The organism is Microvirga massiliensis (assembly GCF_001006805.1).
Lineage (GTDB): Bacteria > Pseudomonadota > Alphaproteobacteria > Rhizobiales > Beijerinckiaceae > Microvirga > Microvirga massiliensis.
Map to the genome: position 1 here is coordinate 321,703 of NZ_LN811354.1, position 19,766 is coordinate 341,468.

Here is a 19,766-nt window from a genome sequence, read left to right on the forward strand (position 1 = left end):
GACGCGCTGGCGCTGGCCGCCCGAGAGCTGGCGCGGGTAGCGGTCGAGGAGCTTGGTGAGCCCGAGGATCTCGGCGGCGCGGTTCACCTTGGTGGCGATCTCGGCCTTCGGCGCCCCCCTGAGCTTCAGCGAGAACGCCATGTTGTCCGCGACCGTCATGTGCGGATAGAGCGCGTAGTTCTGGAACACCATCGCGATGTCGCGCTCTTTCGGGGGCACGTTGTTGACCACCCGCGGGCCGATGCGGATCTCGCCGCCCGTGATGTTCTCGAGCCCTGCGATCATCCGCAGCAGGGTGGATTTCCCGCAGCCCGAGGGGCCGACCAGGATCACGAACTCGCCGTCCTGGATGTCGACCGAAACCCCGTGGATGACCTGCGTCGCCCCGTAGGCTTTTCTCACGTCCCGTATCTCAACCGAGGCCATGGCTCTGGTGTCCTCCTCCTGGACGCGCGCTGTCGCGCGGGCACGTCGATCCGATCGCTTCCTGTGGAAGCGGGGCGAACGCCGCGAAGATCTGGCTGGGCGTCATGCGGCTCGAAGAGCCATGCCGCCGGTGGTGCGATGTCCGGGGCCGCCCGGCCCCGTCGACGGATGCGTCATATGGTGTCCTGTCGCCGCTCCCGACGGCGTCGGCCCGTTCCCTTGGTCTTTGTCGGGCGCATCATCGTCGGGTGGCCCCTCAAGATCAAGGGGCCACGGTTTTATACACGTGGAGACGGCTCCCGGGCGCGCGTTTCCCGGGTCAGGGAGCGAGAAGCGAACGGACGTCCGGCGTATAGCGGGCGAGCTTGTCGGGATCGATCTCGACGCCGAGGCCCGGCTTCTCGGGGATCGACAGATACCCCTCGGCATCGAGGGTGAAGGGCTCCGCCAAAATCCCGTCGACATAGGGGCTGCCGCCGATGAACTCGACGAGGTCAACATCCGGAAAGGCGGTGGCGAGCTGCAGGTCGGCCGCGACACCGAGCGCCGTGTTCCAGCCGTGGCCGATATATTTGACGCCGAAATCATAGGCCATCCAGGCGATGCGGCGCTGCTCGCTGATGCCGCCGACCTTGGTGACGTCGGGCTGGACGATGTCGAGCGCGCCGCGGGTCAGCCACGGAATGAAGCTCTGCCGGCGCGTCAGGACCTCGCCGCCGGCGATCGGCACCGGGCTGACGCGACGCAGATGACAGAAATCGTCGATCGCATCCGGGCGCAACGCTTCCTCGAACCAGCCGACCTCGTAATCCTTCAGCATCTCCGCGGAGCGCATCGCCCATTTCAGGCCGTGCGGCCACAGCGCATCGCTCGCGCCGGCATCGACGAAGAGCTTTGCATCGGCGCCGATGCCCTCGCGCGCCGCGCGCACGATCGCCTCGTCGAGCTTCACGTCCTGCGCGCGGCCGAACGGCCCCCATCCGATCTTGAAGGCCCGGAAGCCTTTCGCCCGGTAATCGGCCACGACGTCGCGCATCCGGGCCGGCTCTTCCATGAGCAGCGAGCAATAGGGCTGGACGCGCTGCCGATAGGTTCCGCCGAGCAGGCGGCCGACCGGCAGGCCCGTGACCTTCCCGAGGATATCCCAGAGCGCGATGTCGATGCCGCTGATCGTGTGCGTGAGCGTTCCGCCGCGCCCCATCCAGAACGTGTTCTGGTGGAGCTTCTCCGAGACCCGCTCGGGCTCGAGCGCATTCTCTCCGAGGAACAGCGGCTCCAGGACTTTGAGCGCAGCCTCGGCGAGGCGCCCGTCCGTGAACACGCTGCCATAGCCGGTGATCCCGGCATCGGTATGCACCGCGATGATCGCGTGGATCGAATCCTCGGGCTTGATCTCCGCTGACCAGCCGCCCTTCGGGCTCTCGCCGAACAGGGGAGCCGCGCGAACCGCCGTGATGCGCACGGCGGGGATGCTGGGCCGCGCCGCCACTTGAGGCGAGCCGGGTTGGGGCATGTTCATGGCTGCGGCGATCCTCTCGTGAAGGGAAGGGACTCAGCCACCTGAGGCTGCGCGCTCGGCGCGGCGTGCATGGATGATGGCTGCGAAATCGACGGCGTGGGTCTGGGCTCTGATGTGATCGTCGAGCGCGAGTGTCATGGCCTCGACGTCGCCCGAGCTGAAGACGGCGATCAGCGTGCGATGCTCGTCGATGATCTCGTCCATCGGCTTCCGCAGGGCCGACAGCCCGAAGAAGATTGTGGCTTGGCGCGCCAAGCCTTCCCAGAGATTGCAGATGACGTCGTTGCCGCTCAGCGCGCACAGCGCGCGATGAAAATTCGTATCGGCATTCGCGAATCCCGACGTGTCGCCGCGGGCCGCCATTGCTTCGAGCTCCGACACGTGGCCGAGCAGGGTTTCGATCGCCGCGCCGCCGTTATGCCCGTCCCGGATCGCGCGGGACGCGGCCGCCGTTTCGAGGGCGACACGCGCTTCGATCAGGTTGTCCATGCGCTCGGCGGTGAACGGCGTGAGGCGAATGCCCTTGTAGGGTTCGTTGATCACCACGCCCTGGCTCTCCAGGAGTCGCAGGGCCTCGCGCACCGGGACGCGGCTCACAGCGAGCCGTTGCGCGACGTCGGATTCGACGATGCGGTCGCCCGGAAGGATCAGGCCCCTTGCAGCGGCGGCGACGACGGCATCGACCACCATGTCGACGAGGGTCTTCGGACGCAGGGGCTGCCAGCCGTTCTCCGTGGCGCGGTCGGCCGCGGTGCTGCGGGACGGCGACAGACTCATGCGAACTCCGGTTGCGGCTTGACAGCGCGAAAGATCGTATACGATCCTACAAAAGACAAGCACATTCTCGGAAGGATTCCCATGGCATCCGAGGTTGCAGCGAGCCGGATCCGCAGTGAGGTGGACTTCGACAAGCCCGGGCGTCAGGCGGGCTATCTCCGTGCTCCGTTGTCGCGCAACACCTCCGGATGGGGCACCGTCGAGATTCCCATCGTCGTCGTGAAGAACGGCCGGGGACCGACGATCCTGCTGACGGGCGGCGTGCACGGCGACGAATACGAGGGGCCGATCGCCATCTCCCGGCTCGCGCGCAGCCTCGATCCCGCCTCCGTTCAGGGCCGCGTGATCATGATCCCGGCGCTGAACATCCCGGCCGTTCTCAACGACACGCGCCTCTCTCCCGTAGATGGCCGCGATCTCAACCGCTGCTTTCCCGGCGACCCGCGCGGCACCTTCTCGGAGATGCTGGCGCATTTCGTGGATGCCTGGATCCTGCCGCATGTCGACGTCTCGATCGACCTGCACACCGCCGGGCATTCGATGGATGCGGCGCTCTCGACCAACATGCATTACCTGCCGGACCCGGACATACGTCAGCGCACGCTCGCCGCTGCGGAAGCGTTTGGCGCTCCCTACAACGTGGTCTTCTGGGGTGTCGACGAAGGCGCCACGCTCACGTCCTCGGTGGAGCGGCGGGGCATCCTGTCGCTCGGAACCGAGCTCGGCGGCTGGGGCCGCGTGAATGTCGAGGGTGTTCGCATCGGCGAGCGCGGGATCCTCAACATCCTGAAGCACTTCGATGTCCTCGAGGGACGGCCCGAGACGATCCAGCGGGACGGCGCCGCCGGCACGCGCCACATGATGGTGCGCGATCCGGACTGCTACATCTTCGCGCCCGCAGGCGGCCTGTTCGAGCCCTGCGACCTTGCCGGAGCAGAGGTGTACGCGGGGGATCGCGCGGGCTGGCTGCATTTCGTGGAAGACGTCGACAGGCCCCCGATCGAGGTCCATCATCGCCGCTCGGGCATTGTCTGGATGGCTTCCGGGCCGGGCCGCGTGCAACGCGGCGACGTCGTCTGCGTCGTCATGAACGACTACGACGACGCTGCGGCGTCCATGCAGGATCGTTCATGACGGGACAGGTCCACGCGGCACGAGCCAGCAGCAATCGTCCGACGGCGCGTGCGCAGACGTTGCGTTGCATCGAGCCTTCTTTCCTCGCTTCCTGCGCCGGGACCAGGCGCCACTATCGACCGCGCAACGCGGCTTCATTCGGGAGGACACCATGACGAGCTGGAAAGTTCTGGCCGTGTCGGCATTCGGCGCGGCTCTGATGGCCGGGAGCGGAACGGCCCATGCGCAGAAGAGGGGCGGGGACGTCATCGTCGCGATGACGCAGGCGCCGCCCTCCATCGATGCGCAGATCACCTCCGCGCAGGTGGCGCGCAATGTCAATCTTCACATCTACGAAACGCTTTACGCCCGCGACGAGAACGCGAAGCCGGTTCCCGAGCTCGCCGAAGGCGTGAAGATCTCCGATGACGGCAAGACCTATGTCTTCCCGATCCGGCAGGGCGTGAAGTTCCACAACGGCAAGGAGCTCGACGCCGACGACGTGGTCGCGTCCCTCGAGCGCTATCGCAAGCTCGGTGCCTCGCCGACGCTGCTCGCCGCCGTCGACACCATCAAGGCAACCGGGCCGCTCGAGGTCACGATCACGCTCAAGGCCGCGCAATCGACCTTCCTCGACAACCTGTCCTCGCCGCGCGCGCCGATCGCGATCTATCCCGCGGAAGAGGCCGCGAAGCCGGCCAACCAGATCAACTATATCGGGACCGGTCCCTTCAAGTTCGTGGAATACAAGCCCGACAGCCACGTGAAGATCGCGCGGTTCGACGGCTACGTGCCGAACCCGAAGGCCACGGGGCGGGATGGCCTCGCCGGGAAGAAGGAGGTCTTCATCGACAGCGTCACCTGGCGCTTCATGCCGGAGGCCGGCGCCCGCAGTGCCGCCTTCGAGGCGGGTGAAGTGCATCTCGTCGAGACGATCGACGGCCCGACGGCGAAGCGCCTCGAGGCCAACAAGAACAACGTCGTTTACAAGGCGCTGCCGTTCTCGTTCCAGGTGATCAAGTTCAACCACGCGCAGCCGCCCGGCAACGACGTGAATTTCCGTCGCGCCGTGATGACCGCCCTCGACATGGAAGAGATCATGGCGATCGCCTTCCCGGACATCTACCAGCTCGACGGCGCGTGGCTCTATCCGAAGGCCGCGTTCCACATGGATCCGGGCGAGGCCTACAACAAGGCGGATCTCGCCGCGGCGAAGGCCCTGCTCGCGAAGTCGTCCTACAAGGGTGAGAAGCTCACCTTCATGATCGACAACATCCGTCCCAACATCGACACCGCGACGGTCGTCCAGCAGCGCCTCAAGGAGATCGGCATCAATGTCGAGCTCTCCGTCGCGGACTGGCCGACCGTGTCGAAGATCGGCTTCACCGACGAGGGCTGGAATTTCTGGGCGCACGGCTTCGGCATCGAGCCCTACGAGGGGCCCGCTTCCGTGATGGCGCCGTGGGTCAACGGCCTGTCGCAGCGCAAGAAGGACGAGAAGATCGACAGCCTCGCGGCGGCCCTGAATGCGGAGATGGACGAGGGCAAGCGCAAGCAGATCTTCGCGGACTTCCAGAAGCACGTGTATGACGACGCGGTGGCCATCAAGGCCGGCAATTACGGGCTGTTCCAGGTCGCGACCGCGAAGCTCAAGAACTTCACGCCCTACCGCATTCCCCGCATGTGGGGCGTGACCCTGGAGCCCTGAGCGAGACCGGCGGGCGCGTCAGCCGCGCCCGCTCCACGCTCGGCGCGGACCCGGCCATGCTCGACTTCCTGGCCAGACGATTGCTGGGAGCGCTGCTCGTCCTGGCGCTCGTCTCGATCCTGACCTTCGGGATCATCTGGCTCATCCCGGGTGATCCGGCCGCCGCGTTCCTGGACGCCAGTGCGACGCCCGAGCAGGTCGAGCGGCTGCGCGTGCAGCTCGGCCTCGACAAGCCGCTGCCGCTGCAGATCGTGGAATGGTACGGACGCATTCTCCATGGCGATCTCGGCCGATCGATCCTGCTCGATCGCAGCGTCACCGACGCCATCCTCGAGCGCCTGCCCGTGACGCTCTCGATCGCGGGGATTGCCTTTGCCATCGCGGTCGTTGCGGGGATTGCCGCGGGAACGATCGCGGCCGTGAACCACAACCGCTGGCCGGATCAGGTCGTGATGGCGACGGCGCTCTTCGGCCTGTCGGTGCCGGATTTCTGGCTCGGCCTCGTGCTCGTCTTCGTCTTCGCGGTGAATCTCGGCGTGCTGCCGAGCGGAGGCTTCGTCCCGCCGACCGAAAGCATCGTCGGCTGGCTGCGCACCATCGCGCTGCCGGCTGCGACCCTCGCTCTCGTGCAGGTCGGGTTCATCGCGCGCATGGCCCGTGCCTCCATGCTCGACGTGCTCAACCAGGATTTCGTCCGCACGGCCGATGCCAAGGGGCTGTCGCGTTCCTATGTGGTGTTCCGGCATGGCCTGCCGAATGCGCTCGTCCCGATCCTGACGGTGGCAGGCATCGTCGCCGGCGCGCTGCTCGGCGGGGCGGTTATCGTCGAGCAGGTCTTCTCGATCCCCGGCGTCGGCCGCCTCGTAATCGGAGCGATCCTGGCGCGCGATTTTCCGGTGATCCAGGGCGGCCTCCTGTTCCTCGCCGCCATCTACCTGACCGTGAACCTCATCGTCGACGTGCTGTACGCCGTTGTCGACCCGCGCGTGAGGCTGCAATGAACGCCGCCGGAGCGACGCTCGTCCTCGAGGCGCCGGCGCGCAGCCCGACGCGCGAGGCGCTCGCGCGGCTCGTCGCCAATCGCTCCTTCCTCATCGGCGGAATGCTGGTTCTGGCGGTCGTGCTGGTCGCCGTGCTCGCGGACGTGATTGCCCCCTTCGATCCCCTGCGGAACAACTTCCGGGCCCGCATGCTGCCGCCGGATGCGGTGCACTGGTTCGGCACCGATCATTACGGGCGCGATATTCTCTCGCGTGTCATCTACGGCGCGCGCATTTCGCTCGTGATCGGTTTTTTCGTCGTGATCGCGACCGGAATCGCCGGCACGCTGATCGGCGCCGTCGCAGGTTATTTCCGCAGCCTCGACAATCCAATCATGCGCCTCATGGATGCCTTTATGGCGTTCCCCGCGATCCTGCTCGCGATCACCGTGAGCGCGGTGCTTGGCGCCTCGATCACCAACGTAATCCTCGCGCTCGCCGTCGCGACGACGCCGCATACGGCGCGGATCGTACGCGGCTCGGTGCTCGTCGTGCGCGAGCTCGAATTCGTCGAGGCCGCGCGGGCGCTCGGGGCGAGCGAGGCGCGCATCCTGTTCCGCCACGTTCTCGCGAATGCGCTCGGGCCGCTGATCGTGCGCCTGACCTACGTCTTCGCGATCGCCATCCTCTCCGAGGCGGCCCTCTCCTTCATCGGCGTCGGCCCGCCGCCGCCGGCGCCGTCCTTCGGCAGCATCATCGCGCAGGGGCGGGACTTCATGGCCGTTGCGCCCTGGATCACGATGTTCCCAGGCCTCGCAATCATCGTCTCGGTCCTCGGCCTCAACCTCCTCGGCGACGGGCTGCGGGACGTGCTCGATCCGCGGGCGAAGACATGAGCGCCGCGGCCCCCCTGCTCGAGGTCGACGGGCTGTCGACTGTGCTCGGCTCGACGGGAGCACGGATCCTCGACCGCATCTCCTTTTCGCTCCGGCGCGGGGAGGTGCTCGGCGTCGTGGGCGAGTCCGGATCCGGCAAGAGCATGCTGGGCCTGACGATCATGGGCCTGCTGCCGCCGGTGATTCGGCGCTGCGAGGGCCGCATCGTTCTGGACGGCGAGGATCTCGCCGGCCTGTCCCCGAAGGCCTGGCGCGCGAAGCGCGGACGCGATCTCGCGATGATCTTCCAGGAGCCGATGACCGCCCTGAACCCGGTGATGAAAGTCGGCGCGCAGGTCGAGGAGGTGCTCGTGCGCCGCCGCTCCATGTCGCGCGCCGCTGCGCGCGAGGAGGTCGTCAGGCTCTTCCGCCGTGTCGAAATTCCGTCGCCCGAGCGGCGCGTCGCGGCCTATCCGCACGAGATGTCGGGCGGCATGCGCCAGCGGGTCGTGATCGCGATGGCGCTCGCGGCGCAGCCGAAGCTGCTGGTCGCGGACGAGCCGACGACCGCCCTCGACGTGACGATCCAGGCCCAGATCCTCGACCTCCTGCGCGACCTGCAGCGGGATCAGGGACTCTCGATGCTTCTCATCACGCACGATCTCGGCGTGATCGCGGAGACGGCAGACAGGGTCATCGTGCTCTATGCCGGTCGCGTCGCCGAGATCGCACCGGTCCGGACCCTGTTCGATGCGCCGGCGCATCCCTATACCCGCGCGCTCTTGTCCTCGATCCCGAAGACGACGGGCCCGCGGCACCGGCTCGTCTCGATCGAGGGGGCCGTGCCCGGGGTCGGGGCCTTGCCGAAGGGGTGCCGGTTCGCCCCGCGCTGCCCGTTCCACCAGCCGGCTTGCGACGCGGCGGCGCCGCCGCTGCGTGTCGTCGGCGAGGGGCATGTGGTCTCCTGCATCCTGCCCTGTTCGACCGATCGGCCGGTCGGAGCCCTCGCATGAAAGCGATGCCGCCACCGCCGGCTCTCGTCGAGGCCCGAGGTCTCTCCAAGATCTTCCCGGTGCGCGGCGGGTTTCTGCCCGGCCGCAAACGGGCGGGCGTGCGGGCGGTGGACGGAATTGACCTCGAAATCCGGCCCGGCGAGACGCTCGGCCTCGTCGGCGAATCGGGCTGCGGCAAGTCGACGACCGGGCGGCTTCTCCTGAGATTGATCGAGCCCAGCGCCGGCCAGGTGCTCTATGCGGGCGAGGACCTGATCCCGCTCCCCAAGGCCGCGATGCGCGAGCGCCGGCGCGATCTGCAGATCATCTTTCAGGATCCGTTCGGCTCGCTCAACCCGCGCATGAAAGTCGGGGAGGCGATCGCCGAACCGCTCGTGATCCACGGCGTGACAGACCGCGCGGAGCGCCGCCGGCGTGTCGCCGAGATGCTCGATCACGTGCGCCTGCCCCGGGTAGCAGCCGACCGCTATCCGCACGAATTCTCCGGCGGGCAGCGCCAGCGCATCGGCATCGCCCGGGCGCTCGCGCTGCAGCCGAAATTCATCGTCTGCGACGAGGCCGTATCGGCGCTCGACGTGTCCGTCCAGGCGCAGGTCATCAATCTGCTCCAGGATCTGCAGAGCGAGCTCGGGCTGACCTATCTCTTCATCTCGCACAACCTCGCGATCGTGCGGCACATCTCGACGCGCATCGCCGTGATGTATCTCGGCCGGATCGTCGAGATCTCCGAACCGGACGATCTCTTCGCGCGGCCTCTTCATCCCTATACGCGCGCGCTGCTCTCGGCGATCCCGGCGGCGCACCCCGATGAAGTCCGCCCGCGCGAGCGCCTGCGCGGCGATCCGCCGAGCGCGACCGACATGCCCACCGGCTGCCGCTTCGCGGGCCGCTGCCCCCATGCCGAGGATCGCTGCCGCGCGAGCGATCCCGAACTTCTGCCCGTCACGCCAAACCGTTTCGTCGCCTGCCATCGCGTCATCGATGGATCCCTACCAATGATTCACGCCTGAGGTTCACGACCATGCCCAAGATCCTCGTCACCGAGTGCATGCAGGAGATCTCCTCCTTCAACCCGCTTCCGTCCGGATACGAGAACTTCCGCATCGAGCGCGGCGAGGAGCTCACCGCGCAGCGCGGTCGGAACACGGCGATCGGCGGCGCGCTCTCCGTCTTCGAGACGCCCGGCATCGATGTCATCCCGACTTATGGCGCGCGGGCGGGCAGTGCCGGATTGCTCTCGGCCGAAGGCTGGGCGCGTCTCTCCCGCGAACTGCTCGATGCCGTCGCGAGCCGCATCGAGGACGCCGACGGAATCTACGTCTCCCTGCATGGCGCCATGGGGGCCGATGGCGAGCTCGATCCGGAGGGGGCGCTGCTGACGGAGATCCGCCGCCTCGCGGGAGACGACATCCCGATCGTCGCCTCGCTCGATCTCCACGGCATCCTGACCGACCGCATGCTCCGGCAGGTCGACGGCGTCGCGATCTATCACACCTATCCGCATGTCGATTTCGCCGATACCGGCGCGCGGGCCGCGCGCCTGCTGCTGCGGCTGATGGGCGGCGGCGTGCGTCCGACCACGGCGCGGGTCACGATTCCCGCTCTGGTGCGCGGCGACGAGCTGATCACCAAGACCGGCTGCTACGGCGAGCTGATCGGCGAGTGCCGGCGCCTCGAAGCCGAAGGTGTCGCGCTCGCGGCCGGCATCATGATCGGCAATCCCTTCACCGACGTTCCGGAATTGTGCAGCCAGTTCATCGTGACGACCGATGGCGACGAGGCGCGCGCCCGCGAGGAGGCCGAGCGCCTCGCGCGGGAATTCTGGCCCTTGCGGTTCCGCATGCAGGGCAAGCTCCTGCCGCTCGCCCGCGCGATCGGGCAGGCGCGCACGATCGAGGGCCCGGTGATCTTCACCGACGCCGCCGATGCGACGTCTTCGGGCGCGACGGGCGATTCGAACGTCATCCTGAAGGCCTTGCGCGAAGCCGGATATCCGAAGCGCGTGCTCGCCCAGATCGTCGATCCGCGCGCCGCCGCCGCGGCGCACGAGGCGGGCGTCGGCGCCACGATCGACGTGACGCTCGGCGGCTTCCACGACGCCAAGCGCTTCGCGCCGATGCCTTTGCGCGCCACGGTGCGCCTACTCTCCGACGGCAAGGCGCGGCTCGAGACGATGCGCCAGCCGCTCGACGCCGGCCCGACCGCGGTGCTCACCGTCGAGAACATGACGATCGTCGTGCTGAGCCGGACGGTGAGCCTGTTCGACCGCGCGATGTATTACGCGAACGGCCTCGACCCGCGCGATTTCGACCTGATCGTCGTGAAGTCTCCGCACACGGAGCACCACATGTACGACGCCTGGGCGGCCCGAAACTTCAACATCGACGCGCCCGGGGCGACCTCCGCCAATCTCAGGAGCCTCGGCCACACGATCTGCGCCCGGCCGATGTTTCCGCTCGACGAGGGCGTCGAATTCGAGCCCGCCGCCAAACTCTACACGCGCCGGCCCGGCGTCGATGCGGCGGCCGCGTGAGGTCCGTGATGAAGATCGAAGCCGTCGACTTCTTCTATCTCGCGATGCCGGAGGTCACGACCGAGGCGGACGGGAGCCAGGACGCGCTGCTCGTCCGCGTCGCCGCGGGCGGACACATCGGCTGGGGCGAATGCGAGGCCTCCCCGCTGACCTCGATCGCGGCCTTCGTCTGCCCGATGTCGCACGGCGTCTGCCGGCCCGTCTCGGCCTCGGTGCTCGGCCAGACCCTGGAGGAGCCGGAGGACATCGCCCGCATCGCGGCGGCGGTCGAATACGACAGCATGGACCTGCTCCAGGCCGCCCACACCTTCTCGGGCGTCGAGATGGCGCTGTGGGACCTTCTCGGGAAAGCCCGCGGCGAGCCGGTCTGGCGCCTTCTCGGCTACGCGGCGTCCCATCCCAAGACGCCCTATGCCTCGGTACTGTTCGGCGACACGCCGCAGGAGACGCTCGAGCGGGCGCGCGCCGCGCGGGCGCGGGGCTTCAGCGCGGGCAAGTTCGGCTGGGGACCGATCGGGCGCGGCTCCGCGAAGGATGATGCGGACCACTTCCATGCCGCCCGCGAGGGCCTGGGCCCGGACGGCGTTCTCCTCGTCGATGTCGGCCAGATCTTCGGCGAGGACGTCGAGGCCGCGGCCGCGCGCCTGCCGGACCTCGAAGCCGCCAAGGCGCTGTGGCTCGAGGAGCCGTTCCAGGCGAGCGCCCTCGAAGCCTATGGCGCGCTCGCGCGCCGAAGCGGAAGAGTGAAACTCGCGGGCGGGGAGGGGGCCCACAACGTTCACATGGCGCGGCACCTCATCGATTACGGCGGCGTCGGCTTCATCCAGATCGATTGCGGCCGGATCGGCGGCATCGGGCCGGCGAAGAAGGTGGCGGATTACGCCGTCGGCAAGGGCGTCACCTTCGTGAACCACACCTTCACCTCGCACCTCGCGCTCAGCGCCTCGCTGCAGCCCTATGCCGGCCTCGCCGATCACCGCATCTGCGAATTCCCGGCCGCCCCGAAGCCGCTCGCGATCGAGATGACGGCGACGCATCTCGAACCTGACGCCTCCGGCCAGGTTGCAGCGCCCGACGCCCCGGGCCTCGGGATCGAGATCGATCCGGCAGCGATCCGGAAATACCTCGTCGACGTCGAAATCACCGTGCAAGGCAAGACTCTCTACGAGACGCCACCGCTGGACCAGCCATCTCATCCCACCGCGCCGCATGGCAGCGCCGGGTGACTCGACGCCGTCGCACGCACCGCCCTGCCGTCATCGCGAGCGCAGCGAAGCGATCCAGCCTGTGCGCCCGGCGTGCGTCACCGGCTGCGGGCCGTGCAACTCGAGCACTGGCGGCGCGGGCCGACCATCTGTCGCCGACGCCGTGTTGGCGCTTGTGGAAAACTGGCCATCGGAGAGCATTCCGGAGCAGCCGGTAGAGGCTGAAAATGATTGACCCGCAAGGATTCTTCGAGGTATGACTACTGTAGTCATATTCGAGGAGTCAACCCATGACGGCAGAAGCCGTTGAAGAAATCCAGCTCCGGGACGCGAAGGCGTCCTTGAGCGCCGTCGTCGACAAGGTAATTGCAACCCACAAGCCTCAGGTGATCACCAGGCATGGCAAGCGCGAAGCCGTGGTGATCTCCTGGGAGGACTACCAGCGCCTAGCCAACGTACCGTCGTTCGGCAGGCTGCTTGTCAGCGCCCCGATCGAGGAAGGCGACATCCCAGGGCGGACTCGGGTTCCACACGGCCGCGCCGTGAAGTTCTGATGTACCTGCTTGATACCAACGTCATCAGCGCCCTCGCTCCGACCAAGAACATCGACGCTCACACCGAGAAACTGCGGGAGGCGTTCGCCCGGAACAGTGATGATCTTTACCTGTCCGTTGTGACGGCTGCCGAAATCCACGACGGCATCGCGAAGCTCTTCCGCGAGGGCGCGACCAGGAAGGCCAGCACGATCCGCGAATGGTGGGCAACGATCGAGCACCTTTATGGGGATCGTATCCTGCCGCTCGACCTGAAGGCGGCGCACACGGCTGGTCTCCTTCTGGACCGGGCAAGGAGCCAGAGCCACACGCCCGACTTCGCCGACGTCTGCATTGCGGCGACGGCGATGAGCAACGAAATGATCATCCTGTCCCGGAATCTTCGTCACTTCCGGCCTCTGACAATCGCCTGTGTCGATCCTTTCGACCCGGCGTTCGTTCCTCCGGACGGGCAATAGCTCAATGCGCCTCGGTCGTTTCGGCGATCTCCAAAGCCTTGCGGAAGAAGGAATCGGGATCGAATGCCGGGCGCTTGTCCACCTCCATCGGTGTGGCAGAGGGGACGGAGACACAAATCTCCGTCCCCCTATACCGATTCAACCGGTGCGCCGCCGGATTGCTTCGCCTGCGGCTCGCGATGACGGGGTGGCTCTCTACCTCCATGTCTTCCGGTGCGAGCGCCGCCCTTCACTCTTGCCCCACCGTCTTTGCGAGCGCAGCGAAGCAATCCAGGAGCGCATCCGTCAACGGGTAGATTGCTTCGCCTCCGGCTCGCAAGGACGGAGGTGCGGTGGGACAGGCAGTGCATCACGCCTATGACTCGCCATGACGGCAGTGGGTCCGGCGCTGCTCCGTTCCCAGTAGTGCTCCTCGCGTCCTCACACCCTCTTCGTCATTGCGAACGAAGTGAAGCAATCTACCCATCTCAGGATGAAGCACGTCGCCTGCGACTCGCGATGACAGAGTTACCCCCGCTGCGACGAGACTCTCTTCAGGACTCGCCGCTAACCTGACACGCATCAGAATCAGCCGGACCGGCAATGCGGCACGCAGCCTTTCTCCTCGTGATTTCGAGCTTCCTTCTCACCGCGGAGGTCACGGTCCTGCGCCTGCTCGAAGACCGCGTCTCGCACGGGCAGGTCCTGCTCTTCCGATCGGCCGCGCAGGTGGTGCTCACCACGCTCTGGGTGTCGCGGGTCGGCCTCGTCGGGCTGCGCACCAACCGCCCCGGAGCCCATTTCCTACGCGGCGCGCTTTCGGCCGCGTCGTGGTGGCTCTACTACATGAATTTCCGCACGCTTGATCTCGCGCTAGCAACGACGCTGAGCTTCTCGACGCAGATCTTCGTCGTCGCGCTCGCCTGGCCGCTGCTCGGCGAGCGCGTGACCGGCCATCGTCTGGCGGCGACGCTCCTCGGCTTCCTTGGCGTATTCGTGGCCGCCGGCGCCTGGAACATCGAGACCTTCGACACCCGCGCGGTCTACGGCCTCGGCAGCGCCTTCCTCGGCGCCATCATGGTGGTGATCACACGATCGCTGTCGCAGACCGAGCGCTCGGGCGCGATCATGTTCTATATGGGCCTGACGGTCTTCGCCGCGGCACTGCCGCAGGCCTGGCTCGCGTGGCGGCCGCTCGCGCCGGGCGACCTGTTGCTGCTGATGCTGATGGGCTGCCTCGGCACATCCGCGACTTGGTTCATGGTGGAGGCCTACAAGCGCGCCGAGGCGTCGGCCCTGGCGCCATACCCCTATACGCGTCTCGTCTTCTCGGCTGCGGCCGGCGTGCTGATCTTCGGCGAGTCGGTGGCCGCGCGCACCTTCGTGGGCGCCGGCCTGATCATCGCCAGCTCGCTCTATCTTGTCGCGAGCGAGTCGCGGCGATCGAAAAGGGCGCCCGCATCACCCGTGGCCCGCGCCCGCGACGCCTGACACCAGGCGCGACGTGTTCAGGGCCCGGCGCGCGACGAGCCCGGCTCGGTCCCACGAGGCGCGGCACCCGCCTTTCCATCGGGACCGGCCTCTTCACTCCACCGATCGTGCGCTTGGTCGACCGTGCAGGTCAACCGCACCGTGTTGCCCTCGACCCGCTTGATGATGTCGAGCGGCAGATAATGGTGCTTGCCCTCCGCATCCGGGTCGTTCCGCGTCAACCGGATGCGATCCCCCTCGACCGCATCCACGATCCCGACATGCCCGCCCTCCGACCCGAGCACCTCCATGTGCTCCTTAACCTGTGATGCGATGCCGCTGGCCATGGCCGTCCTCCTGGGATGTCGCAATGCTGCACCGGCAACGGAGGGCGAGCGCACTCGTTCCGCCGGCAGGAAACGAAGGCCGCGAAGCCCGAGGAGTTCTCCATGACAACTGAGTCGGGCGGCAATACCGCCGCTTTCCGCACATCACTGCGCCGAAGGGCAAGGCAAAGCGACAGCAGCTCGCACATCACTTCGCCGAAGGACGAGGCGAAGCGGCGGCGCGTCCATCACCTCGCCGAAGGGAAAGACGATACCAACGGCACCCACACATCACCTCGCCGAAGGATGAGCCGGAGAGGCGGCCGCTTGCACCTTACCTCGCAGAAGGATGAAGCGATGCCGGCGGCGCCCGCACATCACCTCGCCCCTTGTGGGAGAGGTCGACGCCCGAAGGGCGGCGGGTGAGGGGTGACGGCGGTGTCCTGTCAGAATTTGCGCATCCCGCTAAAAGGCAGATGCTAGTCCCACCCCCTCTCAACAAAACGCGAATCATCCCTTCGACGCCAAGTCAAACGCCCTGCTCCCCACGCCCACTCCGAAACGCCAGTGCCGCCAGTTCCGTCCGATTACCCACCCCCAGCTTCCGGAACATGTTGTTGAGGTGGATCTTCACCGTCCCCTCTGACAGCCCCAGGGATCGCGCGATCTCCCGATTGGAGTTCCCATCTGCCACAAGAGCCATGATCTCTTTCTCACGGGCAGTAATGCGCGGTTCGGAACTCGTGCTCTCTTTCCCCTTTCCACGTGGCCGCCCCGATGCGGCAGCCAGAGACTCCGGCAGCGCACAACGCCGGCCTGCCATGACCTCCCACAGGCAGTGGAGAATGCTCGACGTCGCCTCGGCCTTCAGCACGATGCCCCAGACGCCACTCTCCAGCGCCTCCGTGATCTCACGGCCCGTCGCCGAACCCGTGAGGAGGACGATCCGCGTCCGAAGCCCTTCCCGAACAGCGGCTTTTAGGATCTCGAGTCCGCTCATCCCGGGCATCTGGATATCGAGCACTGCCACATCCGGCTTCGCCCGACGGATGCCCTCAAACGCGGAGATCCCATCGAGATGGATGCCTACGAGATGCCACAACGGATCTCGTTTCAATACGGCCTCCAGCGCAGAAAGAACGAGCGGATGATCATCGGCGAGGACTATGGTGGTTCTCTGCCGAGGAATTTGACACTGGCCTGATCCTAGTCGGGTGTCCACGGTTGCTGACCCGCGTCCCTTTTTAATGCACCTAAGTCTACAACGCAGCCTACGAACAAAGAGTTGCCGGTCTTGCAGAGTGCTGTGAACCTCAACAGCTGAAGGGCCAGCGGCTTAGCTCTCCAGGGGGGCGTGCTCACACTGCATGGTCACCGGCAAACTTGGGCATGTGGAAGGTAGGCGCTGTCTGTTATTTGACAAAAAGTAAAAAACGATCATCCTCACGGGTAGCAGTAGACGGTAGCCTTGTAGAGTGCGGTTCCGTCTCCTGGAAGGGGAGAGCAAAACGTGGCAGCGGTGCTTCTTACAACGATTACCTATGGGACCGGCATCGAGATCGAGATTTACGGCGAGGAGGTTGAGGGAGGCGTCAAGCTGAGTGTCGTCAGCACCGGTACGGACCAGAATTACGATATTAATGGATTATTTCTCGATACGGGCGCGTCCGGTGGGGCGCTTACCTATGTCGGGGATAGGTCTAACAACATGAACGGGTCGGACAGTGCAGATGGCACAAAGTTCGACGGCTGGGATTATGCACAAGCACTTGGCTCAGTTGGCGGAAATGATACTAACTGGACTAGTGGATCGACTTTCTTCTCTGGGCTAACGCTGGCGGATCTAGATGGTGCGGAAATTGGCCTGAGGATTACGAGCGCTTCAGTGCCAGGCGGGGGACTGAAACTCTCCGAAATTGCTCACGTGCCGGAGGACGAGCCGGATCACTTCCCCGTATGGGGCAGCCCAGACATCAGCCACGTTACGCTGTACTGGCGGGCCACTGAAACTTTGGATGACTCGAAGCCAAAGCCCGAAGGGGATGGTTGGTTTACAGTCAAATTCGATTATGATTTTTCGGACCCTGAGTTTTCAGCATATTATACTAATGACCTTGATGATAACTTGGACGGACTGCTCGATTTCCTTGTAGAACGAGGCCTGATTCAGGATTCAGACAAAGCAAATTTGGTAGGCGTGGCAATCAAGGGGGGGCGATCAGGCGAGGTCTGGTACGATCTCGACGATGATCCACTCGATCAGGACAGCGCTACGGACGATATTCCTGATTATCCCATTGAGAACAAGGAATTGGATGTTGCTTACACGTGGCAGGCCACGACCGACACTTGGGTCCTTTCATAGCGGATGTTCTTTACGATCGCCCGCGGGGCGAGATTTACCCAATTGGGCTTCATGGCCCGGCGGTGCTATCGCCGGGCAGCCAGTTTTCGTTGCTACCTGGATTGCGAAAAGTCACGCAACGTTCGGCGATCTTCCGAGTCACTCCACGCAGCTTTGCCGGGACAAACCTGCTGGCGCTAATCCTGTTCGAGAAATTCAGCCAGCATCAGCCGCTTAACTGCCAGAGCGAACGTTACCGGTGAGAAGGTTTCGATCTGAGCGTATCAACGCTAGCCGATCGGGTTGGGATCTGCACCATCACATTACAGCCGCTCCATGCGCTGATCGAAGCCTATGTCCTGACGACTGCGCAGTTGCATGCCGATAATACGATCGTGCCAACCCAGGTGAAGGGCAAGACGGCGACGGGATATATCTGCGATAATTTGTACTTTTCGGCAACGCGCAACGCCGGCCCGCCACGACTTCCCCCAGGCAGTGGAGAATGCTCGACGTCGCCTCGGCCTTCAGCAGGATGCCCCAGGCTCCGATCTCCAGTGCTTCCATGATCTCGCGACCTGTGGCCGAACCCGTGAGAAAGACGATTCGCGTCCGAAGCTCTTCTCGAACAATGGCTTTTAGAGCATCGTGCGCAAAGATAGACCCGGTTTGCTGCTAAAAGCTATTTGCAGCCAGCAACGTGGTGCGCGAATGCCGATTCCGACTTTCAGCATTCTGCTCTAGGATCTCGAGCCCGCTCTTCCCAGGCATCTGGATATCAACCACTGCCACATCCGGCTTTATCTGGCGGATGCCCTCGAGCGCGGAAGTGCCGTCGGGGTAGGAGCCCGCGAGTTGCCAAAGAGGATCCCGAGCCAGCACGGCCTCGAGTGCGGCTAGGACGAGCGGGTGGTCATCTGCAAGGACCAGGGTAGTCTCTTGCCGTAAAATTTGTCGCTCGCCCGATTGGAATCCAGTAGCCACGGTCCCCTACGACATGTTTTCCAAGGTACCTCAGCGCAGGTTATAACGTCGCAGGCGAAAAAATAGTTGCTGGGCGTCGAGGGAGTCTCTGAGCGCCTAAGACATCAATGATTTAGGCCCCTTACAGAGAGATCGGATCCCGAGTGCGTCATTTACCGGTCCGTCACAAATGTTAAGTAGGTATAACCTTTGGCCTATTGCATGCGACAACACGTTAAAGCAAACATCGCCCTATGTGACTTGCGGCTCCGACGTCCTTAGACGCGGTCGAGGAGCACGCGAACGGTGAATTTCATCAGCGCAGCCTGGAGCGCTGCGAAGAGGGGCGGACTATGGCGACCAGCAACGGATCCTCCGGCGACGATACTATCCTGGGCGGCACGTCGAACGACCAGCTGAACGGGGGCGCGGGAGATGATTCCATCTATGGTGGTGCCGGCAATGATCAACTGAGCGGCGGTTCTGGTGACGATACGCTCGATGGTGGCGCTGGTAGTGATAAGCTTGTCGGCGGCTCCGGGGATGATCTTCTTATCTGGAAATATGCCGATTACGTCAGCCAACCGAAAGCGGTTGACATCTACGCTGGCGACTCAGGTCTCGATACACTGCGTATCGTTATCAGTGCTAGCGAGTGGCAGAACAATCCTGAGCTTCGCACCGATGCTCTTAAATTCCTAGATTACCTCGCAACCGCAAAGTACACGAACGGTGGTCAGATCACGGGCGGTTCATTCACATTCTCGTCTATCAATCTGACAGTCTCAACTGTCGAGCACCTTGAAATCGGATATTATCGAGACGGCGAATTCATCAAAATTGACCCGCGTGACACGACGGCAGTAGCGCCAAGCGCTCCCGACCTTATCGTTGTTTCAGACACGGGCCGATCCAACACAGATGACAATACTAGCGATAATACGCCCACGGTGGCCGGAAGCGGCGCCGAGGCGGGCGCCACGGTGACGCTGTACGCCAACAACGGCACGACGGTGTTGGGTTCGACAATTGCGGATGCAGCCGGCAACTGGACGATTACCAGCTCACTCCTTGCAGATGGCGTCCACACGCTGCAGGTCCGGCAGACCGATGTTTCGGGCAATACCAGCGCCCTTTCGCCCGAGCTCGTGGTGACGATCGACACAGCGGCTCCGACCGCTCCAGTTCTGGATCTCGTGACTGCTGACGACACTGGCGCAAACACCAGTGATAATCAGACCAACAAGAGTTCGGTCAGGATTGACGTCACCGCAGAAGCAGGCTCGCTTGTCATTCTGAGCGATGGTCAGAAGGTTACTGCAAACGCACAGGGAGTCGCCACCTTCACCGTAGTCCTCGCAGAAGGTGCCAATACATTCACTGCGACGGCGACAGACGCGGCCGGCAATGTAAGCCCGGCCGGTAGTCTGACCATTAGCCGTGATTCGACGATCACCACGCCGGAGCTGACCATTGCGGCGGCCGACCTGGTGACCAACGCGGCCGAGGCCGGCTCCGTGTCC

Annotated in this window: 19 protein-coding genes and 1 pseudogene; 14 read left to right on the forward strand and 6 right to left on the reverse strand. The window is 64.9% G+C overall.

From position 1 onward, the window contains the following. From BN1233_RS17580 to BN1233_RS17590, 3 genes are all read right to left on the reverse strand, one after another. Positions 1 to 426 (reverse strand): ABC transporter ATP-binding protein (locus BN1233_RS17580; RefSeq protein WP_046864883.1); only part of this gene is annotated, 426 nt, incomplete at its 3' end. 319 nt (positions 427 to 745) lie between these two features. Beyond that, a complete protein-coding gene (locus BN1233_RS17585; RefSeq protein WP_244470705.1) occupies positions 746 to 1,945 on the reverse strand; it encodes a mandelate racemase/muconate lactonizing enzyme family protein in 1,200 nt (399 codons plus the stop codon). Positions 1,946 to 1,978: 33 nt separating this feature from the next. Then, positions 1,979 to 2,722, reverse strand: coding sequence for a GntR family transcriptional regulator (locus BN1233_RS17590; RefSeq protein ID WP_046864884.1), 744 nt, complete (start codon positions 2,720 to 2,722; stop codon positions 1,979 to 1,981). An 81-nt stretch (positions 2,723 to 2,803) separates the two neighbouring features. Here BN1233_RS17590 and BN1233_RS17595 point away from each other — a divergent pair, with 81 nt between their 5' ends. From BN1233_RS17595 to BN1233_RS17645, 11 genes are all read left to right on the forward strand, one after another. Then, on the forward strand, positions 2,804 to 3,856 hold the full coding sequence (locus BN1233_RS17595) for a succinylglutamate desuccinylase/aspartoacylase family protein (RefSeq protein WP_046864885.1): 1,053 nt from the start codon (positions 2,804 to 2,806) through the stop codon (positions 3,854 to 3,856). Positions 3,857 to 4,007: 151 nt separating this feature from the next. Then, entirely contained in the window at positions 4,008 to 5,543 is a 1,536-nt protein-coding gene (locus tag BN1233_RS17600; protein WP_046864886.1) for an ABC transporter substrate-binding protein, read from the forward strand. Continuing rightward, positions 5,519 to 6,544 (forward strand): ABC transporter permease, encoded by a 1,026-nt coding sequence (locus tag BN1233_RS17605; protein ID WP_244470704.1) that lies wholly within the window; start codon positions 5,519 to 5,521, stop codon positions 6,542 to 6,544. The genes BN1233_RS17600 and BN1233_RS17605 overlap by 25 nt, the downstream gene beginning before the upstream one ends. Further along, the gene (locus BN1233_RS17610) at positions 6,541 to 7,419 is read left to right on the forward strand and encodes an ABC transporter permease (protein ID WP_046864888.1); all 879 of its coding nucleotides are present in this window, start codon (positions 6,541 to 6,543) and stop codon (positions 7,417 to 7,419) included. The genes BN1233_RS17605 and BN1233_RS17610 overlap by 4 nt, the downstream gene beginning before the upstream one ends. Beyond that, positions 7,416 to 8,411 carry an ABC transporter ATP-binding protein gene (locus BN1233_RS17615; RefSeq protein ID WP_046864889.1) on the forward strand — a complete coding sequence of 332 codons (996 nt, stop codon included), beginning with the start codon at positions 7,416 to 7,418 and terminating at the stop codon, positions 8,409 to 8,411. The genes BN1233_RS17610 and BN1233_RS17615 overlap by 4 nt, the downstream gene beginning before the upstream one ends. Further along, the gene (locus tag BN1233_RS17620; RefSeq protein ID WP_046864890.1) at positions 8,408 to 9,421 is read left to right on the forward strand and encodes an ABC transporter ATP-binding protein; all 1,014 of its coding nucleotides are present in this window, start codon (positions 8,408 to 8,410) and stop codon (positions 9,419 to 9,421) included. The genes BN1233_RS17615 and BN1233_RS17620 overlap by 4 nt, the downstream gene beginning before the upstream one ends. 11 nt (positions 9,422 to 9,432) lie before the next feature. Further along, on the forward strand, positions 9,433 to 10,944 hold the full coding sequence (locus BN1233_RS17625) for a M81 family metallopeptidase (RefSeq protein WP_046864891.1): 1,512 nt from the start codon (positions 9,433 to 9,435) through the stop codon (positions 10,942 to 10,944). An 8-nt stretch (positions 10,945 to 10,952) separates the two neighbouring features. Further along, the gene (locus tag BN1233_RS17630; protein WP_046864892.1) at positions 10,953 to 12,170 is read left to right on the forward strand and encodes a mandelate racemase/muconate lactonizing enzyme family protein; all 1,218 of its coding nucleotides are present in this window, start codon (positions 10,953 to 10,955) and stop codon (positions 12,168 to 12,170) included. A gap of 269 nt (positions 12,171 to 12,439) precedes the next feature. Further along, on the forward strand, positions 12,440 to 12,703 hold the full coding sequence (locus BN1233_RS17635) for a type II toxin-antitoxin system Phd/YefM family antitoxin (RefSeq protein ID WP_046864893.1): 264 nt from the start codon (positions 12,440 to 12,442) through the stop codon (positions 12,701 to 12,703). Beyond that, positions 12,703 to 13,161, forward strand: a complete 459-nt coding sequence (locus BN1233_RS17640) for a PIN domain-containing protein (RefSeq protein WP_046864894.1) — start codon at positions 12,703 to 12,705, stop codon at positions 13,159 to 13,161. The genes BN1233_RS17635 and BN1233_RS17640 overlap by 1 nt, the downstream gene beginning before the upstream one ends. Before the next feature lie 606 nt (positions 13,162 to 13,767). Further along, positions 13,768 to 14,631: a DMT family transporter gene (locus BN1233_RS17645; RefSeq protein ID WP_187144311.1), complete on the forward strand. Its 864-nt coding sequence runs from the start codon at positions 13,768 to 13,770 to the stop codon at positions 14,629 to 14,631. Positions 14,632 to 14,648: 17 nt separating this feature from the next. On the opposite strand, the gene BN1233_RS17650 is transcribed toward BN1233_RS17645, so the two are convergent. Beyond that, the gene (locus tag BN1233_RS17650; protein ID WP_063776633.1) at positions 14,649 to 14,957 is read right to left on the reverse strand and encodes a DUF2171 domain-containing protein; all 309 of its coding nucleotides are present in this window, start codon (positions 14,955 to 14,957) and stop codon (positions 14,649 to 14,651) included. 508 nt (positions 14,958 to 15,465) lie between these two features. After that, positions 15,466 to 16,158 (reverse strand): LuxR C-terminal-related transcriptional regulator, encoded by a 693-nt coding sequence (locus BN1233_RS17655; protein WP_082145514.1) that lies wholly within the window; start codon positions 16,156 to 16,158, stop codon positions 15,466 to 15,468. Between the two features lie 288 nt (positions 16,159 to 16,446). On the opposite strand from BN1233_RS17655, the gene BN1233_RS17660 reads away from it, so the two are divergent. Further along, positions 16,447 to 17,301 carry a hypothetical protein gene (locus tag BN1233_RS17660; protein WP_046864895.1) on the forward strand — a complete coding sequence of 285 codons (855 nt, stop codon included), beginning with the start codon at positions 16,447 to 16,449 and terminating at the stop codon, positions 17,299 to 17,301. Positions 17,302 to 17,408: 107 nt separating this feature from the next. Next, a pseudogene (locus tag BN1233_RS49725) lies at positions 17,409 to 17,744 on the forward strand (IS66 family transposase); the annotation flags it as partial. Positions 17,745 to 17,955: 211 nt separating this feature from the next. Here the strand turns inward: BN1233_RS49725 and BN1233_RS51115 are convergent. Next, positions 17,956 to 18,264: a response regulator transcription factor gene (locus tag BN1233_RS51115; RefSeq protein ID WP_052763832.1), complete on the reverse strand. Its 309-nt coding sequence runs from the start codon at positions 18,262 to 18,264 to the stop codon at positions 17,956 to 17,958. A gap of 332 nt (positions 18,265 to 18,596) precedes the next feature. Here BN1233_RS51115 and BN1233_RS50550 point away from each other — a divergent pair. Then, the coding region (locus BN1233_RS50550) for an Ig-like domain-containing protein (RefSeq protein ID WP_046864896.1) at positions 18,597 to 19,766 on the forward strand (1,170 nt) is incomplete at its 3' end.